29 protein-coding genes are annotated in these 24880 nt (G+C 72.0%); 10 read left to right on the top strand and 19 right to left on the bottom strand.

Annotation, left to right across the window (positions count from 1 at the left end):
- The first annotated feature begins 2 nt into the window (after positions 1-2).
- From HEQ75_RS22710 to HEQ75_RS22700, 3 genes are read left to right on the top strand one after another with little or no spacing between them, the layout of a single operon-like run.
- Positions 3-1616 carry a benzoate-CoA ligase family protein gene (locus HEQ75_RS22710; protein ID WP_168034414.1) on the top strand — a complete coding sequence of 538 codons (1614 nt, stop codon included), beginning with the start codon at positions 3-5 and terminating at the stop codon, positions 1614-1616.
- A complete protein-coding gene (locus HEQ75_RS22705; protein ID WP_168034413.1) occupies positions 1613-2077 on the top strand; it encodes an acyl-CoA thioesterase in 465 nt (154 codons plus the stop codon). Before HEQ75_RS22710 ends, HEQ75_RS22705 begins: the two co-directional genes overlap by 4 nt.
- Positions 2070-2474: a RidA family protein gene (locus HEQ75_RS22700; protein WP_168034412.1), complete on the top strand. Its 405-nt coding sequence runs from the start codon at positions 2070-2072 to the stop codon at positions 2472-2474. Before HEQ75_RS22705 ends, HEQ75_RS22700 begins: the two co-directional genes overlap by 8 nt.
- Positions 2475-2495: 21 nt before the next feature.
- Here the strand turns inward: HEQ75_RS22700 and HEQ75_RS22695 are convergent, their stop codons facing one another.
- The 3 genes from HEQ75_RS22695 to HEQ75_RS22685 are packed head-to-tail and all read right to left on the bottom strand — an operon-like array spanning position 2496 to position 3767.
- The gene (locus HEQ75_RS22695) at positions 2496-2729 is read right to left on the bottom strand and encodes a hypothetical protein (RefSeq protein ID WP_168034411.1); all 234 of its coding nucleotides are present in this window, start codon (positions 2727-2729) and stop codon (positions 2496-2498) included.
- A 16-nt stretch (positions 2730-2745) separates the two neighbouring features.
- Positions 2746-2907, bottom strand: a complete 162-nt coding sequence (locus tag HEQ75_RS22690) for a hypothetical protein (protein WP_168034410.1) — start codon at positions 2905-2907, stop codon at positions 2746-2748.
- Positions 2904-3767 carry a PAS domain-containing protein gene (locus HEQ75_RS22685; RefSeq protein ID WP_168034409.1) on the bottom strand — a complete coding sequence of 288 codons (864 nt, stop codon included), beginning with the start codon at positions 3765-3767 and terminating at the stop codon, positions 2904-2906. Before HEQ75_RS22685 ends, HEQ75_RS22690 begins: the two co-directional genes overlap by 4 nt.
- A 242-nt stretch (positions 3768-4009) precedes the next feature.
- Between HEQ75_RS22685 and HEQ75_RS22680 the strand changes: the two genes are divergently transcribed.
- Entirely contained in the window at positions 4010-5221 is a 1212-nt protein-coding gene (locus HEQ75_RS22680) for an NADP-dependent isocitrate dehydrogenase (protein WP_168034408.1), read from the top strand.
- A gap of 88 nt (positions 5222-5309) precedes the next feature.
- On the top strand, positions 5310-5996 hold the full coding sequence (locus HEQ75_RS22675) for a DUF599 domain-containing protein (protein WP_168034407.1): 687 nt from the start codon (positions 5310-5312) through the stop codon (positions 5994-5996).
- Between the two features lie 150 nt (positions 5997-6146).
- Here HEQ75_RS22675 and HEQ75_RS22670 read toward each other — a convergent pair whose 3' ends face one another.
- From HEQ75_RS22670 to HEQ75_RS22610, 13 genes are all read right to left on the bottom strand, one after another.
- Positions 6147-6545: a hypothetical protein gene (locus HEQ75_RS22670; protein ID WP_168034406.1), complete on the bottom strand. Its 399-nt coding sequence runs from the start codon at positions 6543-6545 to the stop codon at positions 6147-6149.
- Positions 6546-6581: 36 nt separating this feature from the next.
- On the bottom strand, positions 6582-7685 hold the full coding sequence (locus tag HEQ75_RS22665; RefSeq protein WP_168034428.1) for a P1 family peptidase: 1104 nt from the start codon (positions 7683-7685) through the stop codon (positions 6582-6584).
- A gap of 212 nt (positions 7686-7897) precedes the next feature.
- A complete protein-coding gene (locus HEQ75_RS22660) occupies positions 7898-8509 on the bottom strand; it encodes a hypothetical protein (protein WP_168034405.1) in 612 nt (203 codons plus the stop codon).
- Complete coding sequence (gene alaS / locus HEQ75_RS22655; protein ID WP_168034404.1) at positions 8506-11154, bottom strand: alanine--tRNA ligase; 2649 nt, start codon at positions 11152-11154, stop codon at positions 8506-8508. Before alaS ends, HEQ75_RS22660 begins: the two co-directional genes overlap by 4 nt.
- 93 nt (positions 11155-11247) lie before the next feature.
- Positions 11248-11511, bottom strand: coding sequence for a PepSY domain-containing protein (locus HEQ75_RS22650; protein WP_168034403.1), 264 nt, complete (start codon positions 11509-11511; stop codon positions 11248-11250).
- A 57-nt stretch (positions 11512-11568) separates the two neighbouring features.
- Positions 11569-12603 carry a recombinase RecA gene (recA, locus tag HEQ75_RS22645; RefSeq protein ID WP_168034402.1) on the bottom strand — a complete coding sequence of 345 codons (1035 nt, stop codon included), beginning with the start codon at positions 12601-12603 and terminating at the stop codon, positions 11569-11571.
- A 174-nt stretch (positions 12604-12777) separates the two neighbouring features.
- Positions 12778-14352 (bottom strand): ATP-binding protein, encoded by a 1575-nt coding sequence (locus tag HEQ75_RS22640; RefSeq protein WP_168034401.1) that lies wholly within the window; start codon positions 14350-14352, stop codon positions 12778-12780.
- 52 nt (positions 14353-14404) lie between these two features.
- Positions 14405-15463, bottom strand: coding sequence for an EscU/YscU/HrcU family type III secretion system export apparatus switch protein (locus HEQ75_RS22635; RefSeq protein ID WP_168034400.1), 1059 nt, complete (start codon positions 15461-15463; stop codon positions 14405-14407).
- A 3-nt stretch (positions 15464-15466) separates the two neighbouring features.
- Entirely contained in the window at positions 15467-16249 is a 783-nt protein-coding gene (locus HEQ75_RS22630) for a flagellar biosynthetic protein FliR (RefSeq protein WP_168034399.1), read from the bottom strand.
- 19 nt (positions 16250-16268) lie between these two features.
- A complete protein-coding gene (locus tag HEQ75_RS22625) occupies positions 16269-16544 on the bottom strand; it encodes a flagellar biosynthetic protein FliQ (RefSeq protein ID WP_168034398.1) in 276 nt (91 codons plus the stop codon).
- Positions 16545-16594: 50 nt separating this feature from the next.
- Positions 16595-16891 (bottom strand): flagellar hook-basal body complex protein FliE, encoded by a 297-nt coding sequence (locus HEQ75_RS22620; protein WP_168034397.1) that lies wholly within the window; start codon positions 16889-16891, stop codon positions 16595-16597.
- The gene (flgC, locus tag HEQ75_RS22615) at positions 16891-17298 is read right to left on the bottom strand and encodes a flagellar basal body rod protein FlgC (protein WP_168034396.1); all 408 of its coding nucleotides are present in this window, start codon (positions 17296-17298) and stop codon (positions 16891-16893) included. Before flgC ends, HEQ75_RS22620 begins: the two co-directional genes overlap by 1 nt.
- Before the next feature lie 14 nt (positions 17299-17312).
- Positions 17313-17753: a flagellar basal body rod protein FlgB gene (locus tag HEQ75_RS22610; protein WP_235962059.1), complete on the bottom strand. Its 441-nt coding sequence runs from the start codon at positions 17751-17753 to the stop codon at positions 17313-17315.
- Positions 17754-17886: 133 nt separating this feature from the next.
- Between HEQ75_RS22610 and HEQ75_RS22605 the strand changes: the two genes are divergently transcribed.
- From HEQ75_RS22605 to HEQ75_RS22590, 4 genes are all read left to right on the top strand, one after another.
- Positions 17887-18138: a hypothetical protein gene (locus HEQ75_RS22605; protein WP_168034395.1), complete on the top strand. Its 252-nt coding sequence runs from the start codon at positions 17887-17889 to the stop codon at positions 18136-18138.
- A 51-nt stretch (positions 18139-18189) separates the two neighbouring features.
- Complete coding sequence (locus HEQ75_RS22600) at positions 18190-18465, top strand: flagellar biosynthetic protein FliO (protein ID WP_168034394.1); 276 nt, start codon at positions 18190-18192, stop codon at positions 18463-18465.
- Entirely contained in the window at positions 18462-19211 is a 750-nt protein-coding gene (fliP, locus tag HEQ75_RS22595; RefSeq protein WP_168034393.1) for a flagellar type III secretion system pore protein FliP, read from the top strand. Before HEQ75_RS22600 ends, fliP begins: the two co-directional genes overlap by 4 nt.
- A gap of 106 nt (positions 19212-19317) precedes the next feature.
- Complete coding sequence (locus tag HEQ75_RS22590; protein ID WP_168034392.1) at positions 19318-20733, top strand: hypothetical protein; 1416 nt, start codon at positions 19318-19320, stop codon at positions 20731-20733.
- Between the two features lie 34 nt (positions 20734-20767).
- On the opposite strand, the gene speE is transcribed toward HEQ75_RS22590, so the two are convergent.
- The 3 genes from speE to HEQ75_RS22575 form a co-directional block, all read right to left on the bottom strand.
- Entirely contained in the window at positions 20768-21634 is an 867-nt protein-coding gene (speE, locus tag HEQ75_RS22585; RefSeq protein WP_168034391.1) for a polyamine aminopropyltransferase, read from the bottom strand.
- 77 nt (positions 21635-21711) lie between these two features.
- Positions 21712-22164, bottom strand: coding sequence for an adenosylmethionine decarboxylase (speD, locus tag HEQ75_RS22580; protein WP_168034390.1), 453 nt, complete (start codon positions 22162-22164; stop codon positions 21712-21714).
- A 189-nt stretch (positions 22165-22353) separates the two neighbouring features.
- Positions 22354-24681, bottom strand: coding sequence for a hypothetical protein (locus tag HEQ75_RS22575; RefSeq protein ID WP_168034389.1), 2328 nt, complete (start codon positions 24679-24681; stop codon positions 22354-22356).
- Here HEQ75_RS22575 and HEQ75_RS27935 point away from each other — a divergent pair.
- Positions 24680-24880 (top strand): hypothetical protein (locus tag HEQ75_RS27935; RefSeq protein WP_209318711.1); only part of this gene is annotated, 201 nt, incomplete at its 3' end. The genes HEQ75_RS22575 and HEQ75_RS27935 overlap by 2 nt on opposite strands.

The raw sequence follows: 24880 nt of genomic DNA, 5'->3' as shown, positions 1-24880 counted from the left end.
GAATGACCCACCACAGCGCGCATCGGGACCGCTTCTGCCGCGACGGGCTGCCGCCGCGCGACCAATGGCCGGATTTCCTGCTGGACCGACCGGAATACCACTACCCGCCGCGGCTGAACTGCGCGGTGGAACTGCTGGACCGCAACCTGGAACGCGGCCGCGGCGACCACCCGGCGCTGGTGACGCCGGCGGAGACGCTGACCTACGCGCAACTCGCCGACCGGGTGGACCGCATCGCCCGCGTGCTGGTGGACCGCCTCGGCCTGGTGCCGGGCAACCGCGTGCTGCTGCGCTCGGCCAACAATGCCTGGATGGTCGCCGCCTATTTCGCGGTGCTGAAGGCCGGCGGCATCGTCGTCGCCACCATGCCGCTGCTGCGCGCCAAGGAATTGTCGGAGATGCTGGCCAAGGCGCGCATCAGCCATGCGCTGTGCGATGCGCGGCTGGTCGCGGAACTGCGCAAGGCGGCGGCGCCGGCGCTCCGCCACCTCGTCACCTGGGGCGACGGGATGCTGGAGGCGATGGTGGCGGAGGCCGATCCCGGCTTCCCCGCCTGCGACACCGCCGCCGACGACATCTGCCTGATCGGCTTCACCAGCGGCTCCACCGGCGTGCCCAAGGCCACGCTGCATTTCCACCGCGACATGCTGGCGATCTGCGACGGCTATGCGATGCAGGTGCTGAAGCCGGAGGCCACCGACATCTTCATCGGCTCCCCGCCGCTGGCCTTCACCTTCGGCCTGGGCGGGCTGGTGCTGTTCCCCTTCCGGGTCGGCGCCACCGCCGTGCTGCTGGAACGCGCCCCGCCCGAGGACCTGCCCGCCGCCATCGCCCGCCACCGCGCCAGCATCTGCTTCACCGCGCCCACCGCCTATCGCGTCATGGCCGGGCTTGCCGCGCAGCACGACCTGTCCTCGCTCCGCCGCTGCGTCTCGGCGGGGGAGGCGCTGCCCAGGCCGATCTTCGATGCCTGGCACCAGGCCACCGGCCTGGCACTGATGGACGGCATCGGCGCCACGGAAATGCTGCACATCTTCATCGCCGCGCCGGCCGAGGCGATCCGCCCCGGCGCCACCGGCCTGCCGGTGCCGGGCTACCGCGCCCGCGTGGTGGATGAGGCGGGGCGGGAAGTGCCGCGCGGCACGGCCGGGCGGCTGGCCGTGCAGGGCCCGACCGGCTGCCGCTACCTGGATGACCCGCGCCAGGCGCAGTATGTCCAGGCCGGCTGGAACATCACCGGCGACACCTACATCCAGGACGCGGATGGCTATTTCTGGTACCAGGCGCGCAACGACGACATGATCGTCTCCGCCGGCTACAACATCGCGGGGCCGGAGGTGGAGGCGGCGCTGCTGACCCACCCTTCGGTGGCCGAATGCGGCGTGGTCGGCGCGCCGGATGCGGAACGCGGCATGGTGGTGCGGGCCTATGTGGTGCCGAAGCCGGGCTACTCGGCCGATGCCGCGCTGGCGCGCGCCCTGCAGGACCATGTGAAGGCGGAAATCGCGCCCTACAAATACCCGCGCAGCGTGGTCTTCGTGGCGACGCTGCCGCGCACCGAGACCGGCAAGCTGCAACGCTTCGCGCTGCGCCGCCAGGCTGGGGAAGCCGGATGAGCCGCCCCACACCCCTGCCCTTCGCCGCCCTGCCCACCCGCGCCTTCCACGCCACGGCGCGGGTACGCTTCGGCGATTGCGACCCGGCCGGCATCGTCTTCTTCCCGGTCTGGTTCGCCATGGCCAATGCCGCCATCGAGGATTTCTTCGGCGCCGAACTCGGCATCGATTTCCACGCGCTGCACGCCACCCGCCGCATCGGCACCGGCTTCGCCCATGCGGAGGCCGATTTCATGGCGCCGGGCCTGATGGGCGACCAGGTGGCGCTGACGCCGCTGGTGACGCGGATCGGCGGCGCCTCCTACGCGCTGACGCTGCATGTGCACCGGGCGGAGGCGGAATTGCTGCGCATGCACCTGGTGACCGCCACCACCGACCTCGATGCACGCCGCGCCGTGCCGATCCCGCCCGACCTGCGCGCGGCGCTGGCGGCCTATCAGGGGCGCTGCGCCGATGCCTGAGAACCCCCTGAAGGCGCTGCAACCGCCCGGCTGGCCAGCGCCGCGCGGCTATGCCAACGGCATGATGGGGCGCGGACGCCTGGTGCTGGTGGGCGGGCAGATCGGCTGGGACGCCGAGGGCCGCTTCGCCGCGGGATTCGTGGCCCAGGCCCGCCAGGCGCTGGCCAATATCCTGGCGGTGCTGGCGGAAGCCGGCGGCGGTCCGGAACATATCGGCCGGCTGACCTGGTATGTGGTGGACGTGGCCGAATACCGCGCCAGCCTGGCCGAACTCGGCCCCGCCTACCGCGCCGTGATGGGCCGCAATTTCCCCGCCATGGCACTGGTGCAGGTGGTGGCGCTGGTGGAACCCGCGGCGCTGCTGGAGATCGAGGCGACGGCCATCCTGCCGGATTGAGGGCCGCCGCCGCGCCGCCCTTCAGGCGAGGTCCGGCATGCCCGGCCCGGCCGGCTCCTCCGCTGCCGCGGCGCTTGCCATCTCAGGCTCCGCCTTCGCGCCGTCGCGCCAGCCCTTGCGTTCCTCGCACAGGCGGCGCGCCAGCAGAACGGTGCCCACCGCCCCGGCGCCCAGCGCCAGCGTGGTCACCGCGCCGGCCACCGCCACCGCCCCCATCATGCCGCCCGCTGCCATCCGCAGGATCATCGCACCCACTCCGCTTGCCTCCTCCCTATCTGGGCGAAGGGCGGCGGGAGTCCAGCACCACGGGGGGTGGCGAAAGGGATCGTTCCGCGGCGCAGGAACAGACCAGGCTGCCGTCGGACAGCCGGTTCGGCATGGTGGCTTCCCCGCAATGCGGGCATTCGACGGGGTCCTGGCGGGTGTCGCTCATACGGTGCTCGGCGGTTCCACGGGCAGCAGGGCGGTCAGCAGGCGCAACTCGGTCACGTCCCCGGCCTCCGCTGCCGCCTCGACCGCCGCCAGCACGCCGGCCACGGCCGGCCAGCCGGCATTCCCGGCAATGCCGCGCAGGGCATGGGCGACCTGGCGCGCGCCGGGTGTGTCGCCATCCGCCGCCGCCGCCGTCAGCCGCGGCAGGCGGCCGCGCCATTCCGCCCGGAACGCTTCGGCCAGCGAAGGCGCCGGCCCGCCATCCGGGTCGCGCACCGGGGTGTAGAGCGTGACATAGCCGCCCCCCGGCAGCGGCGCGCGGCGCAGCTCCAGCCGGCTGCCATCGGGCCGGTCGCGCACCCAGCGCTCCAGCAGCGGGCCTTCGCGCAGCAGGGCCAGGCGCCGGTCGGCCTCCATTTCCGGATCCACCAGCCCGAACTCCCCGGCCTCCGCCTGCAGCCGCAGCACTTCCCGGATCGGCAGGCCGATGCGCAGCGCCTGGCGGGGCACGCCCGCATAGTCCGGGAAGCGGGTGTTCCAGCCCACCAGCCGCAATTCCGCATCCGTCACCATGATGCCGTCGGACATGGCGGCCATGGCGCCATCCAACTGCCGGGCCTTGGCCTCCGCCCGGCCGGCCAGCACGCGCAATTCGGCATTCCGGGCCGTCAGGCGGCTGTTGCGCGCCTGCAGCGCGGCCAGCCGGGCGCGAAGGCGAAACACCATCCACGCCGCCACCGCCACCGCGCCGAGCAGCGGCAGGACGGGCAGCCAGGCGTCAACGGGCGAAGATGCGGCCGCCGCCGAGGCGCTGGTGGCCATCGACAGGGCGGCGACGAGCAGCGGGAGGGCCAGGGTCATGCCCCGCGGGAGGTTGTCGGCAGGTTTGACGCTTCTACTGCCGCGTGCCGAGGCCGGGCAAGCGCGGCGTCCCGTGCCATTGCGCGGGACGCCGCAGCCGTCGGTCCGGCAGGGCGGATCGGGACGCGGCGGGCTTGCCCCCGAGGGGCGCGGTTGGCATGTTCCGGCCACCTCCCACCCCGAAGCGTGATGGCGGCGTGCCGGCACGGGCGGCCGGCGGCGGAACAGGCAAGGATACAGGCATGGCCAAGATCAAGGTGAAGACCCCCGTCGTCGAGATGGACGGGGATGAGATGACGCGCATCATCTGGGGGTTCATCAAGGACCGCCTGATCCTGCCCTACCTCGACATCGACCTGAAGTACTACGATCTGGGCGTTGAATACCGCGACCAGACGGACGACCAGGTGACGGTCGATGCCGCCAACGCCACGAAGCAGTACGGCGTGGGCGTGAAGTGCGCCACCATCACCCCGGACGAGGCGCGGGTGAAGGAATTCAACCTCAAGAAGATGTGGCGCAGCCCGAACGGCACCATCCGCAACATCCTCGACGGCACGATCTTCCGCGAACCGATCATCTGCCAGAACGTGCCGCGCCTGGTGCCGCATTGGTCCAAGCCCATCGTCGTCGGCCGCCACGCCTATGGCGACATCTACCGCGCGGTGGAGATGAAGGTGCCGGGCGCCGGCACGGTGAAGATGACCTACATCCCCGAAGGCGGGGAGCCGCAGGAGATCGGCGAGTTCGTCTTCAAGGGCGCCGGTGCGGCGATGATGCAGCACAACCTGAACGCCTCGATCGAAGGCTTTGCGCGCGCCTCCTTCAACTATGGCCTGGCGCGGAACTATTCGGTCTATTTCAGCCATAAGAACACGATCCTGAAGGCCTATGATGGCAACTTCAAGGACATCTTCAAGTCGATCTTCGACGCTGAATTCGCCGACCGCTTCAAGGCCGCGGGCCTGGTCTATGAGGACCGGCTGATCGACGACATGGTGGCCTCCGCGCTGAAGTGGGAAGGCGGCTATATCTGGGCCTGCAAGAACTACGATGGCGACGTGCAGTCCGACATCGTGGCCCAGGGCTTCGGCAGCCTCGGCCTGATGACCTCCGTGCTGCTGTCCCCGGACGGCAACACGGTGGAGTCGGAAGCCGCCCACGGCACCGTCACGCGCCACTACCGCGAGCACCAGAAGGGCCGCGAGACCAGCACGAACCCGATCGCCTCCATCTTCGCCTGGACCCGCGGCCTGGCCTATCGCGGCAAGTTCGACGGCACGCAGGACGTGGTCGATTTCGCCAATGCGCTGGAGCAGGTCTGCATCGAGACGGTGGAATCCGGCGACATGACCAAGGACCTCGCCATCCTGATCAGCAAGGACCAGCCCTGGCTCAACACCCAGGCCTTCCTCGCCAAGCTGGACGAGAACCTGAAGAAGAAGATGGCCTGAGCCATCGACCGCCGGCCGGGGGATCCTCCCCCGGCCGGACGCGCCTTGCTCCTGGCGCCTTGTTGCTGCGCTGCACTATACCAGGGGCATGACGATGCCCTTCTCCCTCTATGACGGGATCGCCCTGGCGATCTTCGCCGCCTGCTGGCTCGGCTACGCCACGGTGGTGGACAAGGTGCCGCGGATCCGCCGCGCCAGCGTCATCGCGGCCATGGACCAGCACCGGCGCCGCTGGATGCATGCGATGCTGACGCGGGACAACCGCATCGCCGACATGGCCGCGATCGGCAATCTGATGAATTCCACCAGCTTCCTGGCCACCACCAGCATCTTCATCCTGGGTGGCCTGGTGGCCCTGCTGGGCGCGCCGGATCTCGGCCGCCGCGTCGTCGCCGCCCTGCCCTTCGCCGCGGTGCCGGACGATGCCGGCTGGGAGCTGAAGATCGGCCTGCTGCTGGTGATTTTCGTCAACGCCTTCTTCGAGCTGACCTGGGCGCTGCGGCAGTTCAACTACACCTCGATCCTGATCGGCGGGATCCCCTCCGGCCAGCCGGATGCGGAAATGCTGGCGGCGGCGGACATGGCGGCGGAAATCGCCAATCGCGCCGCACGGCACTTCAACACCGGGCTGCGCAGCTACTATTTCGGCCTGGCGGCGCTCGCCTGGGTGGTGCACCCGCTGGCGCTTGTCGCCACCAGCCTGTTCGTGCTGCGGGAGTTGCACCGGCGGGAATTCCGCAGCGTGCTGCGCCAGGCGGTGGCCGTGCAGCGCTGAGACCAGATCCTGGTGATCGTGACCGATCACCGCCCCGGTCGCCGGCGCCGGCATCCGCCGGCTTGGCTGCACGCCACAAGGCGCGGCGGCCATGCGGCCTCTCATCCGCCTTCGGCGGATGCAGGGTCCGACCGATGGGATCCGGCATGGTCAGCCGTCGCGCTCGATCCGGCGCAGCACAGCCCAGTATTCGCGGAACAGCGCGATGCGCAGTGGCCGGTCCGGGGTGCGGCGCGGCAGCCGGTCTGGGTGGAAGCGGCGGGCGAATTCGCGCTTGGCACGCTGGAAGCGCGGCTCCGGCGCGCGGGCCAGGCGCAGTTCCACGCGCAGCCGCGCCACCTCCGCCGCCAGCGCCGCGGCGCGCGCCGATTCGGAACGGGCCAGCGCCCGGCTATAGGCCAGCCGAAGCCCGCCCAGCCGCGGCCGGCGCAGCAGGCCCGCCCAGCCGCGCAGCGCCCGCACGGCGCGCCGCAGCAGGTGCAGCAGCCACAGGACCAGGGCGGCCATCACCAGCCCGGCCAGCATGATCCCGAGACTCTGCGCTTCCATGGGCGCGCAGCCTGCCCCGGAAGCAATGCCCAAGTGTTAAGCGAGCGGGGGAACCTCGCGGCCCGCCGCCCGCGCCAGCGCAGCCACCTGGTCCAGCGGCAGCGCCCGGCCGACCACGCGCCGCCCGCCCAGCCGGCTTTCCACGGGGACGGCCTGGCACAGCGCGTTCAGCACCGCCTCCTCCACCGCTTCCGCCACGGCGACGAAGAGCGGCGACATGCGGTCGTTCGGCCAATCCGCGAAGCCGTCGCGCCCGGCGCCGCGCCGTACCCCGGGATGGGTGGCGAAGGCCAGGGCATAGTCGCCAGACCCGTCCGAGAAGGCGGCGCCGGTGCGCGCGATGCCACCCATGGCCCGCCGCGCCAGGCGCTGCAGGTTGCGGTCGGAGAGCGGCGCATCGGTTGCCACCACCACCATGACGGAGCCATCCGCATCCGCCTGCTCCGCCGCATGCTCCGCCAGGTAGTACTTTTTCAGAAGCCGCCCGACGGGCAGGCCGTCCATCACCAGAGCGCCGCCGTAATTGGCCTGGACCAGCGCGCCGACGATCCATCCGCCCAGCGCCGGCGGCAGCAGGCGAGAGGAGGTGCCGATGCCGCCCTTCCAGCCGAAGGCCATGGTGCCGGTGCCGGCGCCGACGCAGCCCTCCGCCACCGGCCCGTCCGTTGCGGCCGCCAGCGCGTCCAGCATGTGCTGGTGGGTGACGCCGCGGGCACGGATGTCGTTCAGGCGGCCGTCATTGGTCTCGCCTACCACGGCATTGACGGAGCGGACGGCCTCATTCCCCGGCTGCGCCAGCGTCCAATCCACCAGCGCCTCCACCGCGCGCCCCACCGCCAGCGTATTGGTCAGCAGGATCGGCGTCTCCAGCTCACCGAGTTCCTGCAGTTGGGTGACGCCGGCCATCTTGCCGTAGCCGTTCATGGCAAACAGGCCTGCCGGCACGCGTTCCGCGAAGGGGTTGCCGGCATGGGGCAGGATGGCGGTGACACCGGTGCGCGTGGCCTCGCCCTCCATCACCGTCACCTGGCCGACGCGCACCCCGGCGACATCGGTGATGGCGTTCAGCGGGCCGGGCGCGAAGATCCCGGGCGCGAAGCCGAGGGCGCGGGCGCGGGGTGGGACGGCGGGATTACGCACCAAGCATCTTCTCCTCGCTGGAAAACAGTCCCCACAACCACTAGCTTGAAGGCATGACGACGTCCCGCCACGCCCAGGCCGCTGCCAAGCCTCCCGGTTCCGCGCCCGCGGCCGGGTCAGGTCCTTCGCCCGTCAATCCGTATCAGGCTCGCCCGGGAGCGCGTCCGGTCCAATTGGAACAGCTGACACGGTCGATCGGCCCGACGAACTCCCTACCGCTGCGACGATCCGAAGACACGAGCCGCTAGCTGCTGCACGATGATGGCGCCGGCGAGCACGGCCAGCCATGTCAGAAGGTTGGGCGTGGCCGCCGCGGCAAAGCTCGCGGCGCCAGTCAGACCAGCCCAGGGCGCGGCCAGGGAGGCATACAGCGCGCGCGTCACGCGCTGGCCGGCCTCGCGCGAGCGGGCGTCATTGATCTCGATAGCCTTGTTGAGCTCGAAGGCTATGAAGAGATAGGCCTGTTTCGCCGCCACCTCATGCATACCCTGTTCGATAAGGGTCGCGGGCCGCAGAGCTGGTGCTGCGATATTGGTAACCCTGAGCGTCCAGGCAGCCAGATAGGCCGCCAGAATGAAGGCTATCGCCATGGCCAACAGCCCCGCCGCACCCCATGCCGGCAACCAGGCTTTATCACCCATGGCCAGTGCCGCCGCGCCGAGGCTGGCTCCGGCCAGCGATAGCGACGCCTGAAGTACTGAGGTGGCCTTCGTATCGATCGACTTGCTCGCGTCGATCTGCGCCGCGATCAAGGTCTGAGCCTGGCGCAGGATTTCCAGCGCCGAGGCTTCATCGATCTTCCGAAGGGCCTCCTCCCCGCTCACCCCCCCAGCGCCGCCCGCACCGCCGCCAGCGCCTCGGCCGCCTTGGCCGCATCCGGCCCGCCGGCCTGGGCCATGTCCGGCTTGCCGCCGCCGCCCTTGCCGCCGATCGCCGCACTGGCCGCGCGCACCAGCGTCACCGCATCCGTCCTGCCCTTCGCCGCCTCCCCAATGCCGACGAAGACGCTGGCCTTGCCCTCGGCGGTCGCCACCACCGCCACCACATCGGCGGTGCCGGACTGCAGGATGGCCTCGACCACGCCCTTCAGGTCGCGCGGCGGCATCTCGCCCAGCTCGCGCAGCGCCACGCGCAGGCCGGCGATCTCCTCGACCTCCGCCGCGGCGCCGCCGGTGGCCAGCTTCTTGCGCAGGTCGGAGACCTCGCGCTCCAGCTTCTTCCGATCCTCCAGCAGGCTGGTGATGCGGTCGGCCAGCTCGGCCGGACGCGCCTTCAGCACGGCCGCGGCCTGGCTGAGCTGACGATCCCGCTCCTCCAGCAGCTTCATCGCGGCTTCCCCGGTCACCGCCTCGACGCGCCGGATGCCAGCCGCGACTGCCCCTTCCGAGACAATTCGAAAAAGGCCGATATCGCCGGTGCGCTTCACATGCGTGCCGCCGCACAGTTCCAGCGAATAGACGCCGTGGCGTTCCACCGCCGCCGGGTCATGGCCCATGGAGACCACGCGGACCTCGTCGCCGTACTTCTCGCCGAACAGCGCCATGGCGCCGACCGCCACCGCCTGGTCCGGCGTCATCAGGCGGGTGACGACCTCCGCATTCTCGCGGATGCGGGCATTCACCTCGGTCTCGACCCAGGCGAGGTCCTCATCCGTCATCGGCGTGGGCTGGGAGACGTCGAAGCGCAGCCGGTCCGGCGCGTTCAGCGAGCCCTTCTGGGAGACATGGGTGCCCAGCCGGCGGCGCAGCGCCTCATGCAGCAGGTGCGTCGCGGAATGGTGGGCGCGGATCGTGCCGCGGCGGGTGTGGTCGACCTCCGCCACCACGGGCAGGCCGAGCTTCGCCTCGCCATGCGCCACCACGCCGTAATGGACGAAGAGCTCGCCCAGCTTCTTCTGCGTGTCGCGCACCACGATCCGGCAGGCCTCGCCGGCCGAGATCAGCCCGGCATCGCCCACCTGGCCGCCGGATTCCGCGTAGAAGGGGGTCTGGTTCAGCAGCACGGCGACCTCGGTGCCGGCCGGCGCGGAGTCCACCGGCTTGCCGTCCACCAGGATGGCGAGGATGGAGCCCTCCGCGCTTTCGGTCGAATAGCCGAGGAATTCGGTGGCGCCGAGCTTCTCCTTCAGGTCGAACCATTGCGTTTCCGTCGCCGCCTCGCCGGACCCCGCCCAGGCGGCGCGGGCGCGCTGCTTCTGCTCCGCCATGGCGGCGGCGAAGCCCTCGGTATCGACCGACTTGCCCTCGCCGCGCAGCGCGTCCTGTGTCAGGTCCAGCGGGAAGCCGTAGGTGTCGTAAAGCTTGAAGGCGACGTCACCGGGCAGCGTGCCCTTGTCGCCCAGCTTGCCCGATTCCTCCGCCAGCAGGCCGAGCCCCCGCTCCAGCAGGCTGCGAAAACGCGTCTCCTCCAGCCGCAGCGTCTCCACCACCAGGGATTCGGCGCGGAGGATCTCGGGATAGGCGGCGCCCATCTGCCGGGTCAGGGCCGGGACCAGGCGGTGCAGCAGCGGCTCCCGCGCGCCCATCATATGGGCGTGGCGCATGGCGCGGCGCAGGATGCGGCGCAGCACATAGCCGCGGCCCTCATTGCTGGGCAGCACGCCATCGGCCATCAGGAAGGTGCCGGCGCGCAGATGGTCGGCGACCACGCGGTGGCTCGTCTTCCAGATGCCGTCCGGCTCCTGCCCGGTGGCCTCGGCACTCGCGAGAATCAGGGCGCGCAGCGTGTCCGTGTCGTAGTTGTCGTGCTTGCCCTGCAGGATGGCGGCGAAGCGTTCCAGCCCCATGCCGGTGTCGATCGAGGGGCGCGGCAGCGGCACGCGGACCCCCGGGGGGCCCTCCTCATACTGCATGAAGACCAGGTTCCAGATCTCGATGAACCGGTCGCCATCCTCCTCCGGGCTGCCAGGCGGGCCGCCGGGGATCTTGTCGCCATGATCGAAGAAGATTTCGGAACAGGGGCCGCAGGGGCCGGTATCGCCCATGCGCCAGAAATTGTCGGAGGTCGGGATGCGGATGATGCGGCTGTCCGGCAGGCCGGCCACCTTCTTCCAGTAGACCGGCGCCTCCTCGTCCTCGGAGTACACCGTGACCAGAAGCCGGTCCTTGGGCAGGCCGAAATCACGCGTCAGCAGGGTCCAGGCATGCTCGATCGCCTGTTCCTTGAAGTAGTCGCCGAAGCTGAAATTGCCCAGCATCTCGAAGAAGGTGTGGTGCCGGGCGGTGTAGCCGACATTGTCCAAATCGTTGTGCTTGCCGCCCGCCCGCACGCATTTCTGCGCCGTGGTGGCCCGCTGGTAGGCGCGCTTTTCCTGCCCCGTGAAGACGTTCTTGAACTGGACCATGCCGCTGTTGGCAAACATCAGCGTCGGGTCGTTGCGGGGCACGAGGGGGGAGCTTTCCACCACCTCATGGCCGTTGCGCCGGAAGTAGTCCAGGAAGGTGGCGCGGATGTCGTTGCTGCTGCTCATGGTCTCGGCATGTCTCGCAAGGGGCCGCGATCGTTAGAGCAGAAAGCGCCAGACCGGAAGCCGGCACGCGCCCGCACCGGCCCGAAGCGGGATTCAGTCCCGTTCGATCTCCAGGATCCGGCCATCGGCGGCGGAAATCTCCACCTCCATCTCCCGGCCCCGGGCGTCCTGCCCCTCGATCTCCCATTCATCGTCGTCGCAATCCACATCGGTGATGCGGACCAGGCCAGCGCCCCGCGCTACCGCCTCGGCCTGGGCCCGGCTGACGGGGCCGCGGCAGGTCTCATCGGCCGCGGCGGGCCAGGCCGGCAGGATCAGGCCGAGGGCGAGCAGGGCAGCGGGCAGCGTGCGATACATGGCGATATCCTGTCTGTTGGATAACCGCCGGTTAACGCACGCTGCGGCGAGGGTTTCCTATTCGGCCGCCGCCGCGTCCTCGCCCTCCCCGGCCAGCATGGCGTTGGCCAGACCGTTCGCCTGGTCACGGATGCGCTTCTCCACGCTTTCCGCCATCGCCGGGTTGTCGCGCAGGAACTGCTTCGCATTCTCCCGCCCCTGCCCGATGCGCTGGCTGTCGCAGGAGAACCAGGCGCCGGACTTCTCGATGATGCCGGCCTTCACGCCGAGGTCGACCAGCTCGCCGACCTTGGAGATGCCTTCGCCATACATGATGTCGAATTCGATCTGCCGGAACGGCGGCGCCATCTTGTTCTTCACCACCTTCACCCGGGTCTGGTTGCCCGTGGTGGTGTCGCGGTCCTTGATGGCGCCGATCCGGCGGATTTCCATGCGGATGGAGGCGTAGAACTTCAGCGCGTTGCCACCCGTGGTGGTCTCCGGGTTGCCGAACATCACGCCGATCTTCAGGCGGATCTGGTTGAGGAACACCAGCAGGGTGTTGGAGCGGGAGACGCTGCCGGTCAGCTTGCGCAGCGCCTGGGACATCAGCCGGGCATGCAGGCCGACATGGCTGTCGCCCATCTCCCCTTCCAGCTCCGCCCGCGGCACCAGTGCCGCGACGCTGTCCACCACCAGCACGTCCACGGCGCCGGACCGCACCAGCGTGTCGCAGATCTCAAGCGCCTGCTCGCCGGCATCCGGCTGGCTGATCAGCAGGTTCTCGATATCCACGCCCAGCTTCTTGGCGTAGCCGGGGTCCAGAGCGTGCTCGGCGTCGATGAAGGCGCAGGTGCCGCCGCGCTTCTGCGCTTCCGCGATGATGTGCAGCGCCAGCGTGGTCTTGCCGGAGCTTTCCGGACCATACACCTCGATGATCCGTCCCTTCGGCACGCCGCCGATGCCGAGCGCGAGGTCGAGACCGAGCGAGCCGGTGGAGATCACCTCCACCTCATCCGTCGCGGCCTTGTTGCCCATCCGCATGATCGAGCCCTTGCCGAAGGCGCGTTCGATCTGGCTCAGCGCGGCATCCAGAGCCTTGGTCTTGTCCATGCGGCTCGCTCTCCCGAAATCCGGTCTCAACCTATGAGTGAAATTGAGGCAGGTTTGCCACCTGCCGGTCAATCCCCGTGACCGGAAAACCCGCGCACCGCGCCGCGGCGGCGCCGCGAGTCACCGATCGGCTGCCCCGAATATCGCGCGGAACCGCGCCGCCGACAAGAACATTTAGGAAACTTTCGGCGTGCTGGCCGGCAGGATGCCCCGCAATTCCGCCACCAAGGCCCCCAGGCTGTAGGGCTTCGCCAGCAGGCGGATGCGCTCCGCCGCCAGGTCACGGCCGAGCGCCGCCTCGGCATAGCCGGACACCAGCAGCACCGGCAGGCCAGGCCATTTCTCCCGCAGCTTGGCGCAGAGTTCGAGCCCGTCCATGCCCGGCATCACCACATCCGAGACCAGCGCCAGCGGCGCCGGCGCGCCGCGCGCCAGCATCTGCAGCGCCTCCTCGGCGCAGCCGGCGCTCATCACCTCGAAGCCGGCGCGGCGCAGCGCGCGTTCCGCCAGGCGCAGCAGCGGCACCTCGTCCTCCACCAGCAGCACCGGGGCGGTGCCGAAGCTGTCGGCAGTGATGGCGGGGGCCGGCATGGCGGGGGCGCTGGGCGCGGCCACCATGGCGGTCGGCACCACCGGGTCGGCCGGGCCCTCATGCCTTGGCAGCCAGATGCGAAAGCGCGTGCCCTGCCCCCTGCGGCTATCCACCGCGATGAATCCGCCCGATTGCCGGACAATGCCATGAACCGTGGAAAGTCCAAGCCCGGTGCCGCCCTGTTCGCGCCGCGTGGTGAAGAAGGGGTCGAAGATGCGCGGCAGCACCTCCTCCGGGATGCCGGCGCCGCTATCGGACACTTCCAGCATCGCGTAGCGGCCGGCGGGCAGGATCTCGTTGCCCAGCGGCTCCGGCCGCAGCACCACGGCATGCCCGGTGGCGATCCGCATGGCGCCGCCCTCCGGCATGGCGTCGCGCGCGTTCAGCGCCAGGTTCATGATGACCTGGTCGAGCTGCGTCGGGTCGATCCGCACGCGGCGAGAGGGTTCCTCAAGCGTCAGCGCCAGCCGCACCCGGCTGCCCAGCAGGCGCTTCAGCAGGTCGCCCATGGCGGCGACGGCCTCGTTCAGGTCGACCACGCGCGGGCGCAGTGCCTGCTGCCGCGCGAAGGCCAGAAGCTGGCGCACCAGCGCGGCGCCGCGGCCGGCGCTTTCGAGCACCTGGCGCAGTTCCGGCGCAGCGCTGCCCTGCGGCGTGCGGGCCAGCGCGGCTTCGGCGCTGCCGGCGATGGCGGTCAGCAGGTTGTTGAAGTCATGCGCGATGCCGCCGGCCAGCGCGCCCACCGCCTGCAGCCGCGCCGCCGCCGCCTGCTGTTCGGCCGGCCGCGCCGGCGGGCGGGCCAGGCGCAGGATCGCCTGTCGCTCCGGCCCTGGCAGGGGGCGGCGCTCCGCCTCCAGCCGCGGCGCGCCCTCGGTGGCCAGCGCCACCAGCCGCTTCTGGCCGCCGGCCAGCGCCGCCAGCGCATCCTCCCGCCCCTCCGCCGCCAGGATCTGGCGCAGCGGCAATCCCTCGCGCGGCGGCAGCATGGGGCCGCAGAGGCCGGCGAACTCGCCGTTCCAGGCCAGCAGCCGGTCCTCCGCGTCGAGCAGCGCCAAGCCGATGCCCGCCGCGTCCATCACCGCACGGAGCAGCGGGTCCGGCCCCGGGCGCAGCGCCCGTCGCAGCAGGTCCTGCAGCTTGCGTCGCGGTTCGTTCATGCGGGGCTCCTCATCGCCACGATCCGGCTGAAGTCCTGGGGGGGCGCGCGCATCACGGCTGCGCCCCGGCGCCACGCTGGCGCCACACATACGCAATGATCTCGGCCACCGCCTGGTAGTGCTCGGGCGGGATCTCGGCATCCACCTCAAGCCGCCACAGCGCCCGGGCGAGCGGCGGGTTGGCCACCAGCGGCACCCCGGCTTCCTGCGCGGCGGCGCGGATCCGGGCGGCCATCGCGTCCACGCCCTTGGCCACCACCCGCGGCGCCGCGCTGTCCGCGCCATAGGCCAGGGCGACGGCGTAGTGGGTGGGGTTGGTCACCACCACGGCGGCGCGCGGCACCGCGGCCATCATCCGCCGGCGGCCCTGCACCTGGCGCATCTGCCGGCGCCGCGCCTTCAGCATCGGGTCGCCTTCCTGGTCCCGGGCTTCCTCCTTCAGGTCCTGCCGGCTCATCCGCAGGCGGGCGGCGTGGCGGTGGCGGACCCACAGCAGGTCGAGCAGCGCGATGCCGGCGAAGGCCACCAGCGCCGCCTTCATCAGCCGCAGCGCGGCCTCACCGGCGGCGGCCGGCAGCGCGCCGGGCGGCGCGTGCAGCATCGCCTGGATGTCCCGCAGGTCGCCCAGCGCATGCCACAGCGCGGCGCCCACCAGCGCCAGCTTGATCAGCGTGCGCAGGAATTCCACCGCCGATTCGGGGGAGACCAGGCGCTTCAGCCCGGCCCAGGGGCTGATCTTGTCCAGCCGTGGCACCAGCCCCTTGGTGGAGATCAGCAGGCCGGTCTGCAGCAGCGTGGCCGCCACCGCGCCCAGCGCCGCGGCGCCGGCCACCGGCAGCACGGCCCACAGCGCCTCCACCGCCAGCGCCCGCGCCGCCTCCGCCATTGCCAGCTCGTGGCCACGGGCCAGCAGGGCGCGCATGGCGCGCAGCATCTCCGTTCCGCCGGCGGGCAGGGCCAAGCTTGCGCCCAGGGTGCCGGCGGCCAGCGCCGACCAGCCCACCACTTCCCGGGACATCGCCACCTGGCCATCCTGCCGCGCCTGCTCCAGGCGCCGCGGCGTGGCGGCTTCGGTCCGGTCGCCGGATTGCGCGTCGTCTTCCCCGGCCATGGCTCAGCGCGCGCCCGGCAGGGTCAGGAAGCTGTCGCGCAGGGCGGCGGCGAAGGTGGCGATCATCGGCGGCGCCAGCAGGCCGAGCAGCGCCAGCCCGGCCAGGATCTGCCCCGGCACGGCGACGAAGAAGGTCTGCACCTGCGGCGCCAGCCGGGCCAGCAGGCCCAGCGCCACGTTCAGCACCACGGCGCCCAGCACGAAGGGCGCCGCAAGGCGCAGCGCCAGGCTGAGCGACTCCGCCCCCGCCTGGGCCATGGCCGCCGCCGCCGGGCCGGCCGGCAGGGGCTGGCCGGCCGGCAGCACCGCATAGCTTTCCGCCAGCGCCGACAGCGCCAGCCCGTGCAGGCCGGTGGCCATCACCACCAGCACCGCCAGCAACCCCATCATCCGGCCGAGCGCCGTCGCCTGGCCACCCAGTTCCGGGTCCATCGCCAGCATGCCGGAAAGCCCGATCAGCGCCGCGATGGCCTGCCCGGCCATGGCGAAGGCCACCAGCGCCAGCCGCGCCAGCGCGCCGATCCACAGCCCCGCCACCACCTCTGCCGCCAGCAGGCCGAAGCTGTTGGCAGCATCCGCCGGCGCCGCGGGCAGGCCGGGAGAGACCACGGGGAACAGCAGCAGCGACAGCGCCAGGCCCAGCCCCAGCCGCACCGGCATCGGCACTTCCTGCTCACCGAGCCCGGGCAGCAGCATCACCGCCGCCCCCAGCCGGGCAAACACCAGCACCAACTGGAAGGCCAGGCCGGGCAGCGCCTGCAGCAGCGCCAGGTCACCTTCCGTCACGCCCGCCGGCGCCGCCGGATCATGGCGCGCCCCCCAGCATCACCATCCGGTCGAACAGCGTCTCGGACCAGCCGCGCATCACCGCCAGGGTGAAGGGGCCCAGCACCAGCATCAGCGCCCCGCCCACCAGCAGCTTCGGCACGAAGGCCAGCGTGGCCTCCTGGATCTGCGTCAGCGCCTGCACCAGGGACACCACCAGCCCCACCGCCAGCACCGCCAGCAGCGGCGGGCCCATCACCTGGATGGAGACCCACAGCGCCTCCCGCACCGCCTGGCCCATGGCCTGTTCCGACATGCCTGCTCCCTGCCCGGCATCCTGCCGGGCCCAATCCCGCCACGCCGGCCTCAGACCGGCATGCGCATCACTTCCTGGTAGGCGGCCACCACGCGGTCGCGCAGCGTGACCGCGGTCTGCAGCGCCAGCTCGGCGCGGGAGATTGCCAGCACCGCCTCGCTGACGCTGCCCTGGCCCATCAGCGCCTGGGTGGCCTGCACATCGGCGCTGCGGCCGATGGCGACCCCGGCTTCCAGCGCCCGGCCGAGCGCCGCGCCGAAATCCTCGCCGGCCGCCGCGCCGGGCGCGCGCCCCCCGGTGCCGGCGCTGGCATAGGCCGCGGCCGCCTGGGCGGCGCCGATCGCCATCAGCGCAGCGCCTCGATCGCCCGCGTCAGCATGCCGCGCGTGGTTTCAAGGACCGAGAGGTTGGCGCTGTAGCTGCGCTGCGCCTCCCGCATGTCCATCACCTCCACCACGCTGTTGACGTTCGGCAGCTTGACGTAGCCATTCGCATCGGCGGCCGGGTGCGCGGGGTCGAAGCGCGTCGGGAAGTCGCCGGGCTCGGTGCCGATGCGCGAGACATCGACCAGCTCCGCCCCAAGGGCGCGGTCCAGGCGGTTGGCGAAGCTGACGGTGCGACGGCGATAGGGGTCGGCGCCCGGGGCCTCGCCGGTGCTGTCGCGGTTGGCCAGGTTCTCCGCCACCACCCGCAACCGGGTGGATTGCGCCGCCATGCCGGCGGCCGAGATGCGCAGCGCGCGGTCGAGGTCCATCGCAGGTGTCCCTTTCAGCCCTGGCGGCCCAGGGCGAGGCGGTAGAGGCCGGTGAAGCTGCGGTGCACGGCCATGGCCAGGGCATGCGCCGTGTCGGTCTCCGCCATCCGCACCGCCTCGCGGTCGAGCGAGACGGCGTTGCCGTCCGGCACCGCCTCCGCCACCGAGCGATCCGCCGTCGCGCCGGGTCCGGCGCGGCCGCCGCCGGCCAGGTGTCCGGGCGCGGTGCGCGCCAGGCCCGGCGGGGTGGCGGCAGCCAGCGCCCGGGCGAAGGGCGTCAGGTCGTGCGGGCGGTAGTCCGGCGTGTCGGCATTGGCGATGTTCTGCGCCAGCACCACCTGGCGCCGATCGAGCCAGCCCAGCCGCCGCGCGGCGAGATCGAGCGGCGCCAGGCCGCGCCCGGCCGCGCCGGCGTTGGACATGGAGCCGGAGGGGAAGGGCATGAGGCGCTGCATGCCGCCATCCTGCAGCGCCGAGCATGAAGGAAGGGTTTCGATCGCCGGTTGCGCCCATCCCGGCCGCACGACCCTGGCGCATGGCAGCCGCGCATCAAGGATGCATTCACCCCGGCCGGCGCAGGATGCCGCCATGCAGCGCACCGCCAGCCATGCCGAGACCGTCCACGCTGCCATCCAGTCCATGGGCGGCACCGTGGTGGTGGCCCGTGCCCTGGTGGAGGGCGGCCGTCAGATCGACCTGGAAGGGCTGGACCGCGAGGCCACCGCGCTCTGCGCCGCCGTGCTGGCGCTTTCGGCAGAGGAGGCGCGGCGCCTGCGCCCGGCGCTGGAAGCCCTGCTGCGCCAGGTGAACGAGCTGGCGGCGGAAGTGGCGCGCAACTGACGGGACGACAGCCCAGCACGGGGCCCCAGGACGGGGTGCCGAAGGAGCCGGATGAGCGAGACCCAAAGCCTGATCACCGCCGGCCTGACCGCCCTGGCCGCCCTGCTGGCCGTGCTGGCGGCGCTGCTGCTGGCCGGGCGCGCCGCCCGCGCCGCCGGGCTCGGCCCGCGCGCCGGGCGCCGCCTGGCGGTGGAGGAGACGCTGCCCCTGGACGGTCGGCGCCGCCTGCTGCTGCTGCGCTGCGACGACCGCCGGCTGCTGCTGCTGACCGGCGGCGGCGCCGATCTGGTACTGGGCTGGCTGCCGCCGGACAGCCCGGCACCATGACGCGCCGCGCGCTGCCGGCGCTCCTCCTGGGCGTACCTCTCGCCGTGCTGCTGCTTGTCCCGGGCGCGGCCCTGGCGCAGAGCCTGAACCTCGACCTCGGCGCCGGGCAGCCCGGGACCACGGCGCGGCTGCTGCAGTTCACCGCGCTGATCGGGCTGCTGTCCCTCGCCCCCTCCCTGGTCGTGATGATGACCGCCTTCGCGCGCATCGTCATCGTGCTGGCGCTGCTGCGCAGCGCCCTCGGCGCACCCTCCATCCCGCCCAACCCGGTGCTGATCGGGCTGGCGCTGTTCCTGACCCTGTTCGTGATGGAGCCGGTGCTGCAGCAATCCTGGCAGCAGGGCATCCAGCCCATGGCCGAGGGCCGGGTGGGCGAACTCGCCGGGCTGCAGGCCGCGGCGCAGCCCTTCCACGGCTTCATGGCGGCGCAGGTGCGGGAGTCCGACCTGGCGCTGTTCCTCGACCTCGGCCGGCTGCCGCCCACGCCGGCGGCGGAGGCCCCCTGGCGCGTGCTGACGCCGGCCTTCATGGTCAGCGAGCTGCGCCGCGCCTTCGAGATCGGCTTCCTGGTCTTCCTGCCCTTCCTGGTGATCGACCTGGTCGCCGCCAGCCTGCTGATGTCGCTGGGCATGATGATGCTGCCGCCCACCGTGGTGGCGCTGCCCTTCAAGCTGGCCTTCTTCGTGCTGGTGGATGGCTGGCGCCTGGTGGCCGGCAGCCTGGTGCAGGGCTTCGCGGCGAACTGATCACCTCCCGGCCTGGGCGCCGCGCTGAAACGCGCGAAACCGAATAAGCATTGCGCCGGTTGCACCGCCCGCCGCACCGTCCCGCGACGGTTGCGGGGGGACGACCATGCTGCGCGCATCGATCGCCGGGCTGCTGCTGGCGCTGACGGCCCTGCCCCTTGCGGTCCAGGCCCAGGTTCCGGCTCCGGCGCCTGCCCGCGTCATCCAGTGCAGCGCGCCGGTGCCGCGCGACGAGCCCTGGCGCGTCGGTTCCGGCTTCATGGTGATGGAGGAGGTGGCGCGCCACCTGAACAGCAGCGCCCCGGCGCTGCCGCTGAAGCCGGTGCGGCAGACCTCCAAGGCGGTGCCGACGCTGGAGATCACCGTGGCACGGCCGGACTGGCTGACCCCGGTGGAATGGCGCAACGCCTTCTTCGAGGCGGTGGTCTACCGCGACGGCCTCTCGCCGGTCGATCTGCAGGCGGGCGACCTGCAGCGCGGCACCGTGCTGCCACCCTCGCCCCATGATGATGAAACCACCGTCGCCGCCCTGTTCCCCAGCATCGACCGCGGCTGGCTGCCTTCCTCCTGGCAGGTGGTGCTGTTCCTCTGCCTGGATCCGACCCAGGGCGCGGTCAACCCGCGGCGCGCCAATGGGCGCGAATTGCGCGTCTATGCGCGGCAGCCGCTGTTCGTCTCCACCCTGCGCCTGTCCACCGCCGTCGGGCTGCTCACCGTGCTGGCCGCCTATCTCGCGCTGGCCTTTGCGGCGGCGCGCATCCATGCGCGGCAGTATGCGCATAGCCGCCGGCTGCTGGGCGACGGCGCGCCCGGCGCCTTCGGCTATGCGCTGCGGCCCACCGTCATTGCCCAGGACAGCTTCGGCTACTGCAGCCTGTCGCGGTTCCAGGTGCTGCTGTTCACCCTCGTCCTCGCCGGGGTCTATGCCTACGTCATGGGGCGCACCGGCGAATTGCCCAACCTGTCGCAGTCGGTGCTGACGCTGCTGGGCGTGACGCTGACCGGCTCCACCCTGGCGCGGCTGACGGAAGGCTCCGTGATGCAGACGCCGAACCGCCTCTGGCTGTTCGGCACCGGCGTGCTGGACCCCACGCCGCGCCTGCCGCGCTGGACCGACCTGGTGGAATCGGATGGCGAGATCGACGTGACGCGGGTGCAGGCGCTGCTGTTCAGCCTGTTCGCCGCCGTGGCGCTGGTGGTGAGCGGCACCGGCGACCTGGAGAACTTCACCCTGCCGGACCAGCTGGTGACGCTGATCGGCATCAGCCAGGCCGTCTATGTCGCCGGCCGCGCCCTGCCGCGCGATTCGGCGAAGCGGCTGAATGAGGAGATCGCCACCATCCGCACCGCCGAATCCCGCGTCCTGGCCGACCCCGCGGACGCCCAGGCGCGCAAGGAGTTCGAGACGGCGCGCAACGCCATCGCCTCCTCGCTCCGCGACGTGTTCAGCGAGCGCTTTTGCGAACCACGCCTGCGCGGCCTGCAGCCGGGTGACCGGGTGCCGCCGCCGGTGGAGGCGTAACCGAAAAGCCCCGCCTTCCCAGGGGGGGTGGCGATCACCCCCGCGGCAGGTGCATCCCGATATAGGGCGGCAGGTTGAACGCGCCCACATGGATCTCCGGCGTCCAGTAGCGCGTCGTCTCAAGCACCCCCGCGACATCGGCACGGCGGCGGATTTCCGAAACCTCCACCTTGCGGCAGCCGGCATCCTTCGCCGCCCAGCCCAGCGTCATGAAGCCACCGACATAGGTCGGCACCGCGGCGAGGTAGGCGAAGACGTCCGGAAAGAACTTGGCACGGCGCAGGGATGTCTCGCGCAGTTCCTCCGCCTGCATGAAGGGCACGCCGCACTGGTTCACCACCAGCCCCCGATCCGTCAGAATCCGGAAGCAGTTCGCGTAGAACTCATCGGTGAACAGCACCTCCCCCACGCCGATCGGGTCCGTGCTGTCGACGATGATGACGTCGTAGCTGCCGGCTTCCGCCTGGCGCACATGGTCGATGCCGTCGCCGACGATCACGGTGGCGCGCGGGTCGGTCCAGGCATCGCCGCCGATCCTGGGCAGATGCTCCTTCGCCAGGCGGATCACCTCGCCATCGATCTCCACCATTACGGCCTTCTCCACCGTGCGGTGCTGCAGCACGCGCCGCAGCACGCCGCCATCGCCGGCGCCGATGATCAGCACGCGCTTCGCGGCGCCATGCGCCAGCAGCGGCACATGGGCGAGCATCTCCTGGTAGACGAACTCATCCGCCTCCGTGATCTGCACCACGCCGTCCAGCAGCATGACGCGGCCATGCAGATGGCTTTCGAAGATGCGGATGTCCTGGAAGGCGGACTTCACCTGCGCCAGTTCCCGCTTCACCAGGAAGCGCTGGCCCCATTCGGCGTAGAGCGTCTCGTTCACCCAGTTTTCCGTCATCGTCCCCATCTCCGCAGGCGCAAAAAAGGGCGGACCCTGCGGTCCGCCCCATGGTTCCACCGACCTGTCGGCCGGGTTCAGCCGATCAGGCCGCGCTTGTGTTCCGCGAGCTGCACGCGCTCCGCCAGAAAGCCCTTCTTCAGCGCCGGCAGCGCCTTGTACGGGTCGCATTCGCCGCAGACGAAGATGTCGAGCGCGGCATAGTCGCGTTCCGGCCAAGTGTGGATCGACACATGGCTCTCCGCCAGCACCAGCACGCCGGACACGCCACCATTCGGGGAGAAGTGGTGGAAGTGGCCGTGCAGGATGGTGGCGCCGGTGGCCAGCGCACCTTCGCGCAGCACCGCGTCGATATGGTCGGGGTCGTCGAGATTCGTGGCGCCCCACAAATCGATGATCAGATGCGTTCCCGCATAACGCACGCCGTTGCGATGGACAAAATAGTCCTTCGTTTCCGCCGAGCGGTTCTCATCATTCTGGGCGTCGCTCGGGAGATCCGAGACCATCCCCAGTTGGACGAGAGCTTCCATGGTAAGGGCTCCTTCCAGCCAGCAGATGACCGGGATGATCGAAGGGTCGATCGGGTCAAGGCCGCGGCATATGGGGCAAAGCCCCTGGGGGCGCAAGCGAAATCGGGACCTGGGGCCGCAAAAAAAGCGGGTCCCCCCCCGGGGGGGACAGGCAAACCTGCCTGTCCCCCCCGGGGGGTGGCACGAAAATCATCTTGTCGGCTGCGATTCCGCCCGCAACCTGTCCAGCCGTGCCGGCAGCGCACGCGCGACATCCAGTTCCTGGGTCAGCCGTGGCAGGTCCTCGAGCCCGCCCATGCGCTCCGCCGTCAGCAGCCCGAAGGTGCTGGAGAGCGGCCCGTCACCCATCCGCGCCGCCTCCTCCGCGCGCAGCGCGGCCAGCCCGGCCTCGTCGCCCGCCAGGGTCAGCAGCGCCGCCAGCCGGGCGATCAGCGGCCGTTGCGCCGCGGTCAGCGGCGTGCCGGGCGGGGCGACCTGTTCCAGGTGCTGGCGCAGCGCCACGGCGGCGCCAGCCCAGTCCTGGCGTTCCTCCAGCAGGGTCGCCAGTTCCGCCGCCGCTTCCGGCCCGGCGGCGCGATAGCGCGCCGCCGCCGCCTCCGGCTGACCGCTGCGCGCCAGGGCGCGGGCTTCGAGCAGGTTGCGGTGCGCCGTCAGCGGCGCCGAAAGCCCCGGCGCCGCGCTGTCACGCAGGGCCGTGATGGCGCCCGCGGCATCGCCGGCGCCCAGCGCCAGCCCGGCCAGCCGGGCACCGAGCCGGGCGCGGCCTTCGGGGCCGTCGGCCCGCGCCGCGGCGCCGCGCAGCACGTGCCGGGCGCGGTCCAGCAGGTCCAGCGCCGCCAGCCGGTCGGCCAGCGAACTCAGCGCCTGTTCCGTCGCCGCCCCGGCCGGCAGCATCTCCGCATGCGCATCGAACAGCGTGACCGCGACCAGCGGCGGCTCCTGGTCCAGCGCGGCCAGCAGCGCGGCGACGGTGCGTTCATGCAGCCCCGGGGCCAGGTCCGGGAACAGGCTGGCGGTTTCCCGCAGCAGGTCGAAGGCGCCGCGCGCATCGCCCGCCTGCATCCGCAACTCGGCGAGCCGGGACCGGCCATCGGTTTCCATCGAATCGCCGCGCCAGGCGGCCAGCGTCGCTTCCAGCGCCGCGGCGGCGCCGGCGGCGTCCAGCAGCCCCTTGGCCAGCCGCAACTCCGCGGCGCGCCGCATGGCCACCGCGCGCGCCCGGCGATCCCGGCCGCGGGCGATCCGGTCATAGGCGGCCAGCGCCGGCTCCACCGCCTCCTCCGCCTCCAGAACCCGGGCGTGGGCCAGCGCGAGCGAGGGGTCGTCCTGGTCGCGCGTGGCCAGCAGGCTCCGCGCCGCCGCCGGCTCCCCGCCCGAGGCCAGCGCTTCCGCCACCAGCGGCGCCAGGCGGGCCTGCAGCGGCGCAGGGTAGGACAGCAGCAGCGGCAGGCCGGCGGCCACCGCCGGGGCGCCCTGCTGGCCCCGCGCCGCGGCGAGAAGGCCGCGCCACAGCGCCAGCTCGTCGGTCTGCGGCAGGGCAGGGTTGTCGAGGCCCGCGGCCTCCGCCAACCGCCCGCCGAGCAGCGCCGCCACCGCCTGCAAGGCGCGGCTTTTCGGCTGCTCCGCCAGCACCGGATCCTCGCGCATCGCGAGACCGGCCATGGCCTGGGCTTCCTGCGGCAGGCCCAGCGCCAGCAGCGCCTCCGCCACGGCCAGCCGCGGCTGGCCGCGGCCGAGCGGCGCGGCGGCGGCGACCGAGGCGGTGGCGTTGCGCAGCCGGTCCTGCAGGGCGGTGACCGATTCGGCCGGCAGGTCGAAGCTCCGGGTCAGGCTGCTGGCGGCGGCCACGGGGGCCGGCGCTTCCGCCCCCAGCGCCAGCTCCGCCCCCGGCGCGGCGCCGGCGATGAAGCGCCCGGGCAGGGCCCGCAGCGTCACCGTATCGGCCCGTGGCAGCAACGCGGCGCCGAGCCGGGTCGGCAGCAATTCGAACACCGCGGCGCGGCGGCCGAGCGGCATGGAATCGGCCCCGTCCCGTACCGTGCCGACCAGCAGGGCGGCGCCGGTCTCGGGGTCGAGGACGGAAACGCTGCCGCCGGCCTGCGCGGTGTGCAGCACCAGCCGGGCGGGCGGCCCGGCTTCGACCTCCATGGCCATGGGCGTGGTGGCGGGCGCTTCGCGCGGCTGGTCCAGCACCCAGGCGGCGCCCTGGCGGCGCAGGCGGGGATTGCGCAGGGCCGCGGCGGGCAGGCGCAGCGTCGTCGCATCCGGCCCGCTGCTGGTCTCCGCGGCGCGCAGCAGCGGGTCGGCGCGCAACGCGCCGAGGTCGAGCGGCTGCGGCGTGTCCAGCACCAGCAGCCACAATCCGCCGCGGCGGAACAGCGCGGCGCCGGTGCCCGCCGCGGCGGGGATCGACAGGGCGCGGTCCGGCAGCAGCCGGACGCGGCTGGCGGCCGGCGCGGCAGCGGCAACGGGTGCGGCGGCGGATGCGGCGGTGACAGGCACGGAAGCGACGGGCATGGACGCGACGGGCATGGACGCGACGGGCATGGAAGCCATCGGCGGCGCCGCAGGGGGGTTCGCGCCGGCGGGCGTCGCCAGGGCCTCGCGCGTCACGGCGGCGCGGGGCGCGGCCTGCACGATGACGGGGGCCTCGGCGGGAGGTGGGCTGGCGGCGGCAAAGGGCGCGGGGCTGGCGGGAGCGGGCGCGGCGGCTGCC

It is taken from the genome of Falsiroseomonas selenitidurans, from assembly GCF_012103215.1.
Lineage (GTDB): Bacteria > Pseudomonadota > Alphaproteobacteria > Acetobacterales > Acetobacteraceae > Falsiroseomonas > Falsiroseomonas selenitidurans.
Note: the sequence above shows the minus strand (reverse complement) of the source record. Positions and strands in the feature narration are given on the sequence as shown.

Excerpts from the sequence above, each read along its gene's own strand:
- HEQ75_RS22680 (WP_168034408.1), top strand. The coding sequence starts at position 4,010 with ATGGCCAAGATCAAGGTGAAGACCCCCGTCGTCGAGATGGACGGGGAT.
- HEQ75_RS22600 (WP_168034394.1), top strand. The coding sequence starts at position 18,190 with ATGAGCGAGACCCAAAGCCTGATCACCGCCGGCCTGACCGCCCTGGCC.
- HEQ75_RS22610 (WP_235962059.1), bottom strand. The coding sequence starts at position 17,753 with ATGCAGCGCCTCATGCCCTTCCCCTCCGGCTCCATGTCCAACGCCGGC.
- speE (WP_168034391.1), bottom strand. The coding sequence starts at position 21,634 with ATGACGGAAAACTGGGTGAACGAGACGCTCTACGCCGAATGGGGCCAG.
- HEQ75_RS22590 (WP_168034392.1), top strand. The coding sequence starts at position 19,318 with ATGCTGCGCGCATCGATCGCCGGGCTGCTGCTGGCGCTGACGGCCCTG.
- HEQ75_RS22690 (WP_168034410.1), bottom strand. The coding sequence starts at position 2,907 with ATGAGCGACACCCGCCAGGACCCCGTCGAATGCCCGCATTGCGGGGAA.
- speD (WP_168034390.1), bottom strand. The coding sequence starts at position 22,164 with ATGGAAGCTCTCGTCCAACTGGGGATGGTCTCGGATCTCCCGAGCGAC.
- HEQ75_RS22700 (WP_168034412.1), top strand. The coding sequence starts at position 2,070 with ATGCCTGAGAACCCCCTGAAGGCGCTGCAACCGCCCGGCTGGCCAGCG.
- HEQ75_RS22635 (WP_168034400.1), bottom strand. The coding sequence starts at position 15,463 with ATGGCCGGGGAAGACGACGCGCAATCCGGCGACCGGACCGAAGCCGCC.
- HEQ75_RS22710 (WP_168034414.1), top strand. The coding sequence starts at position 3 with ATGACCCACCACAGCGCGCATCGGGACCGCTTCTGCCGCGACGGGCTG.
- HEQ75_RS22650 (WP_168034403.1), bottom strand. The coding sequence starts at position 11,511 with ATGTATCGCACGCTGCCCGCTGCCCTGCTCGCCCTCGGCCTGATCCTG.
- HEQ75_RS22675 (WP_168034407.1), top strand. The coding sequence starts at position 5,310 with ATGACGATGCCCTTCTCCCTCTATGACGGGATCGCCCTGGCGATCTTC.
- HEQ75_RS22625 (WP_168034398.1), bottom strand. The coding sequence starts at position 16,544 with ATGTCGGAACAGGCCATGGGCCAGGCGGTGCGGGAGGCGCTGTGGGTC.
- HEQ75_RS22705 (WP_168034413.1), top strand. The coding sequence starts at position 1,613 with ATGAGCCGCCCCACACCCCTGCCCTTCGCCGCCCTGCCCACCCGCGCC.
- HEQ75_RS22575 (WP_168034389.1), bottom strand. The coding sequence starts at position 24,681 with ATGCCCGTCGCTTCCGTGCCTGTCACCGCCGCATCCGCCGCCGCACCC.
- HEQ75_RS22670 (WP_168034406.1), bottom strand. The coding sequence starts at position 6,545 with ATGGAAGCGCAGAGTCTCGGGATCATGCTGGCCGGGCTGGTGATGGCC.
- recA (WP_168034402.1), bottom strand. The coding sequence starts at position 12,603 with ATGGACAAGACCAAGGCTCTGGATGCCGCGCTGAGCCAGATCGAACGC.
- HEQ75_RS22685 (WP_168034409.1), bottom strand. The coding sequence starts at position 3,767 with ATGACCCTGGCCCTCCCGCTGCTCGTCGCCGCCCTGTCGATGGCCACC.
- HEQ75_RS22620 (WP_168034397.1), bottom strand. The coding sequence starts at position 16,891 with ATGGCGATCGGCGCCGCCCAGGCGGCCGCGGCCTATGCCAGCGCCGGC.
- HEQ75_RS22640 (WP_168034401.1), bottom strand. The coding sequence starts at position 14,352 with ATGAACGAACCGCGACGCAAGCTGCAGGACCTGCTGCGACGGGCGCTG.
- alaS (WP_168034404.1), bottom strand. The coding sequence starts at position 11,154 with ATGAGCAGCAGCAACGACATCCGCGCCACCTTCCTGGACTACTTCCGG.
- fliP (WP_168034393.1), top strand. The coding sequence starts at position 18,462 with ATGACGCGCCGCGCGCTGCCGGCGCTCCTCCTGGGCGTACCTCTCGCC.
- flgC (WP_168034396.1), bottom strand. The coding sequence starts at position 17,298 with ATGGACCTCGACCGCGCGCTGCGCATCTCGGCCGCCGGCATGGCGGCG.
- HEQ75_RS22605 (WP_168034395.1), top strand. The coding sequence starts at position 17,887 with ATGCAGCGCACCGCCAGCCATGCCGAGACCGTCCACGCTGCCATCCAG.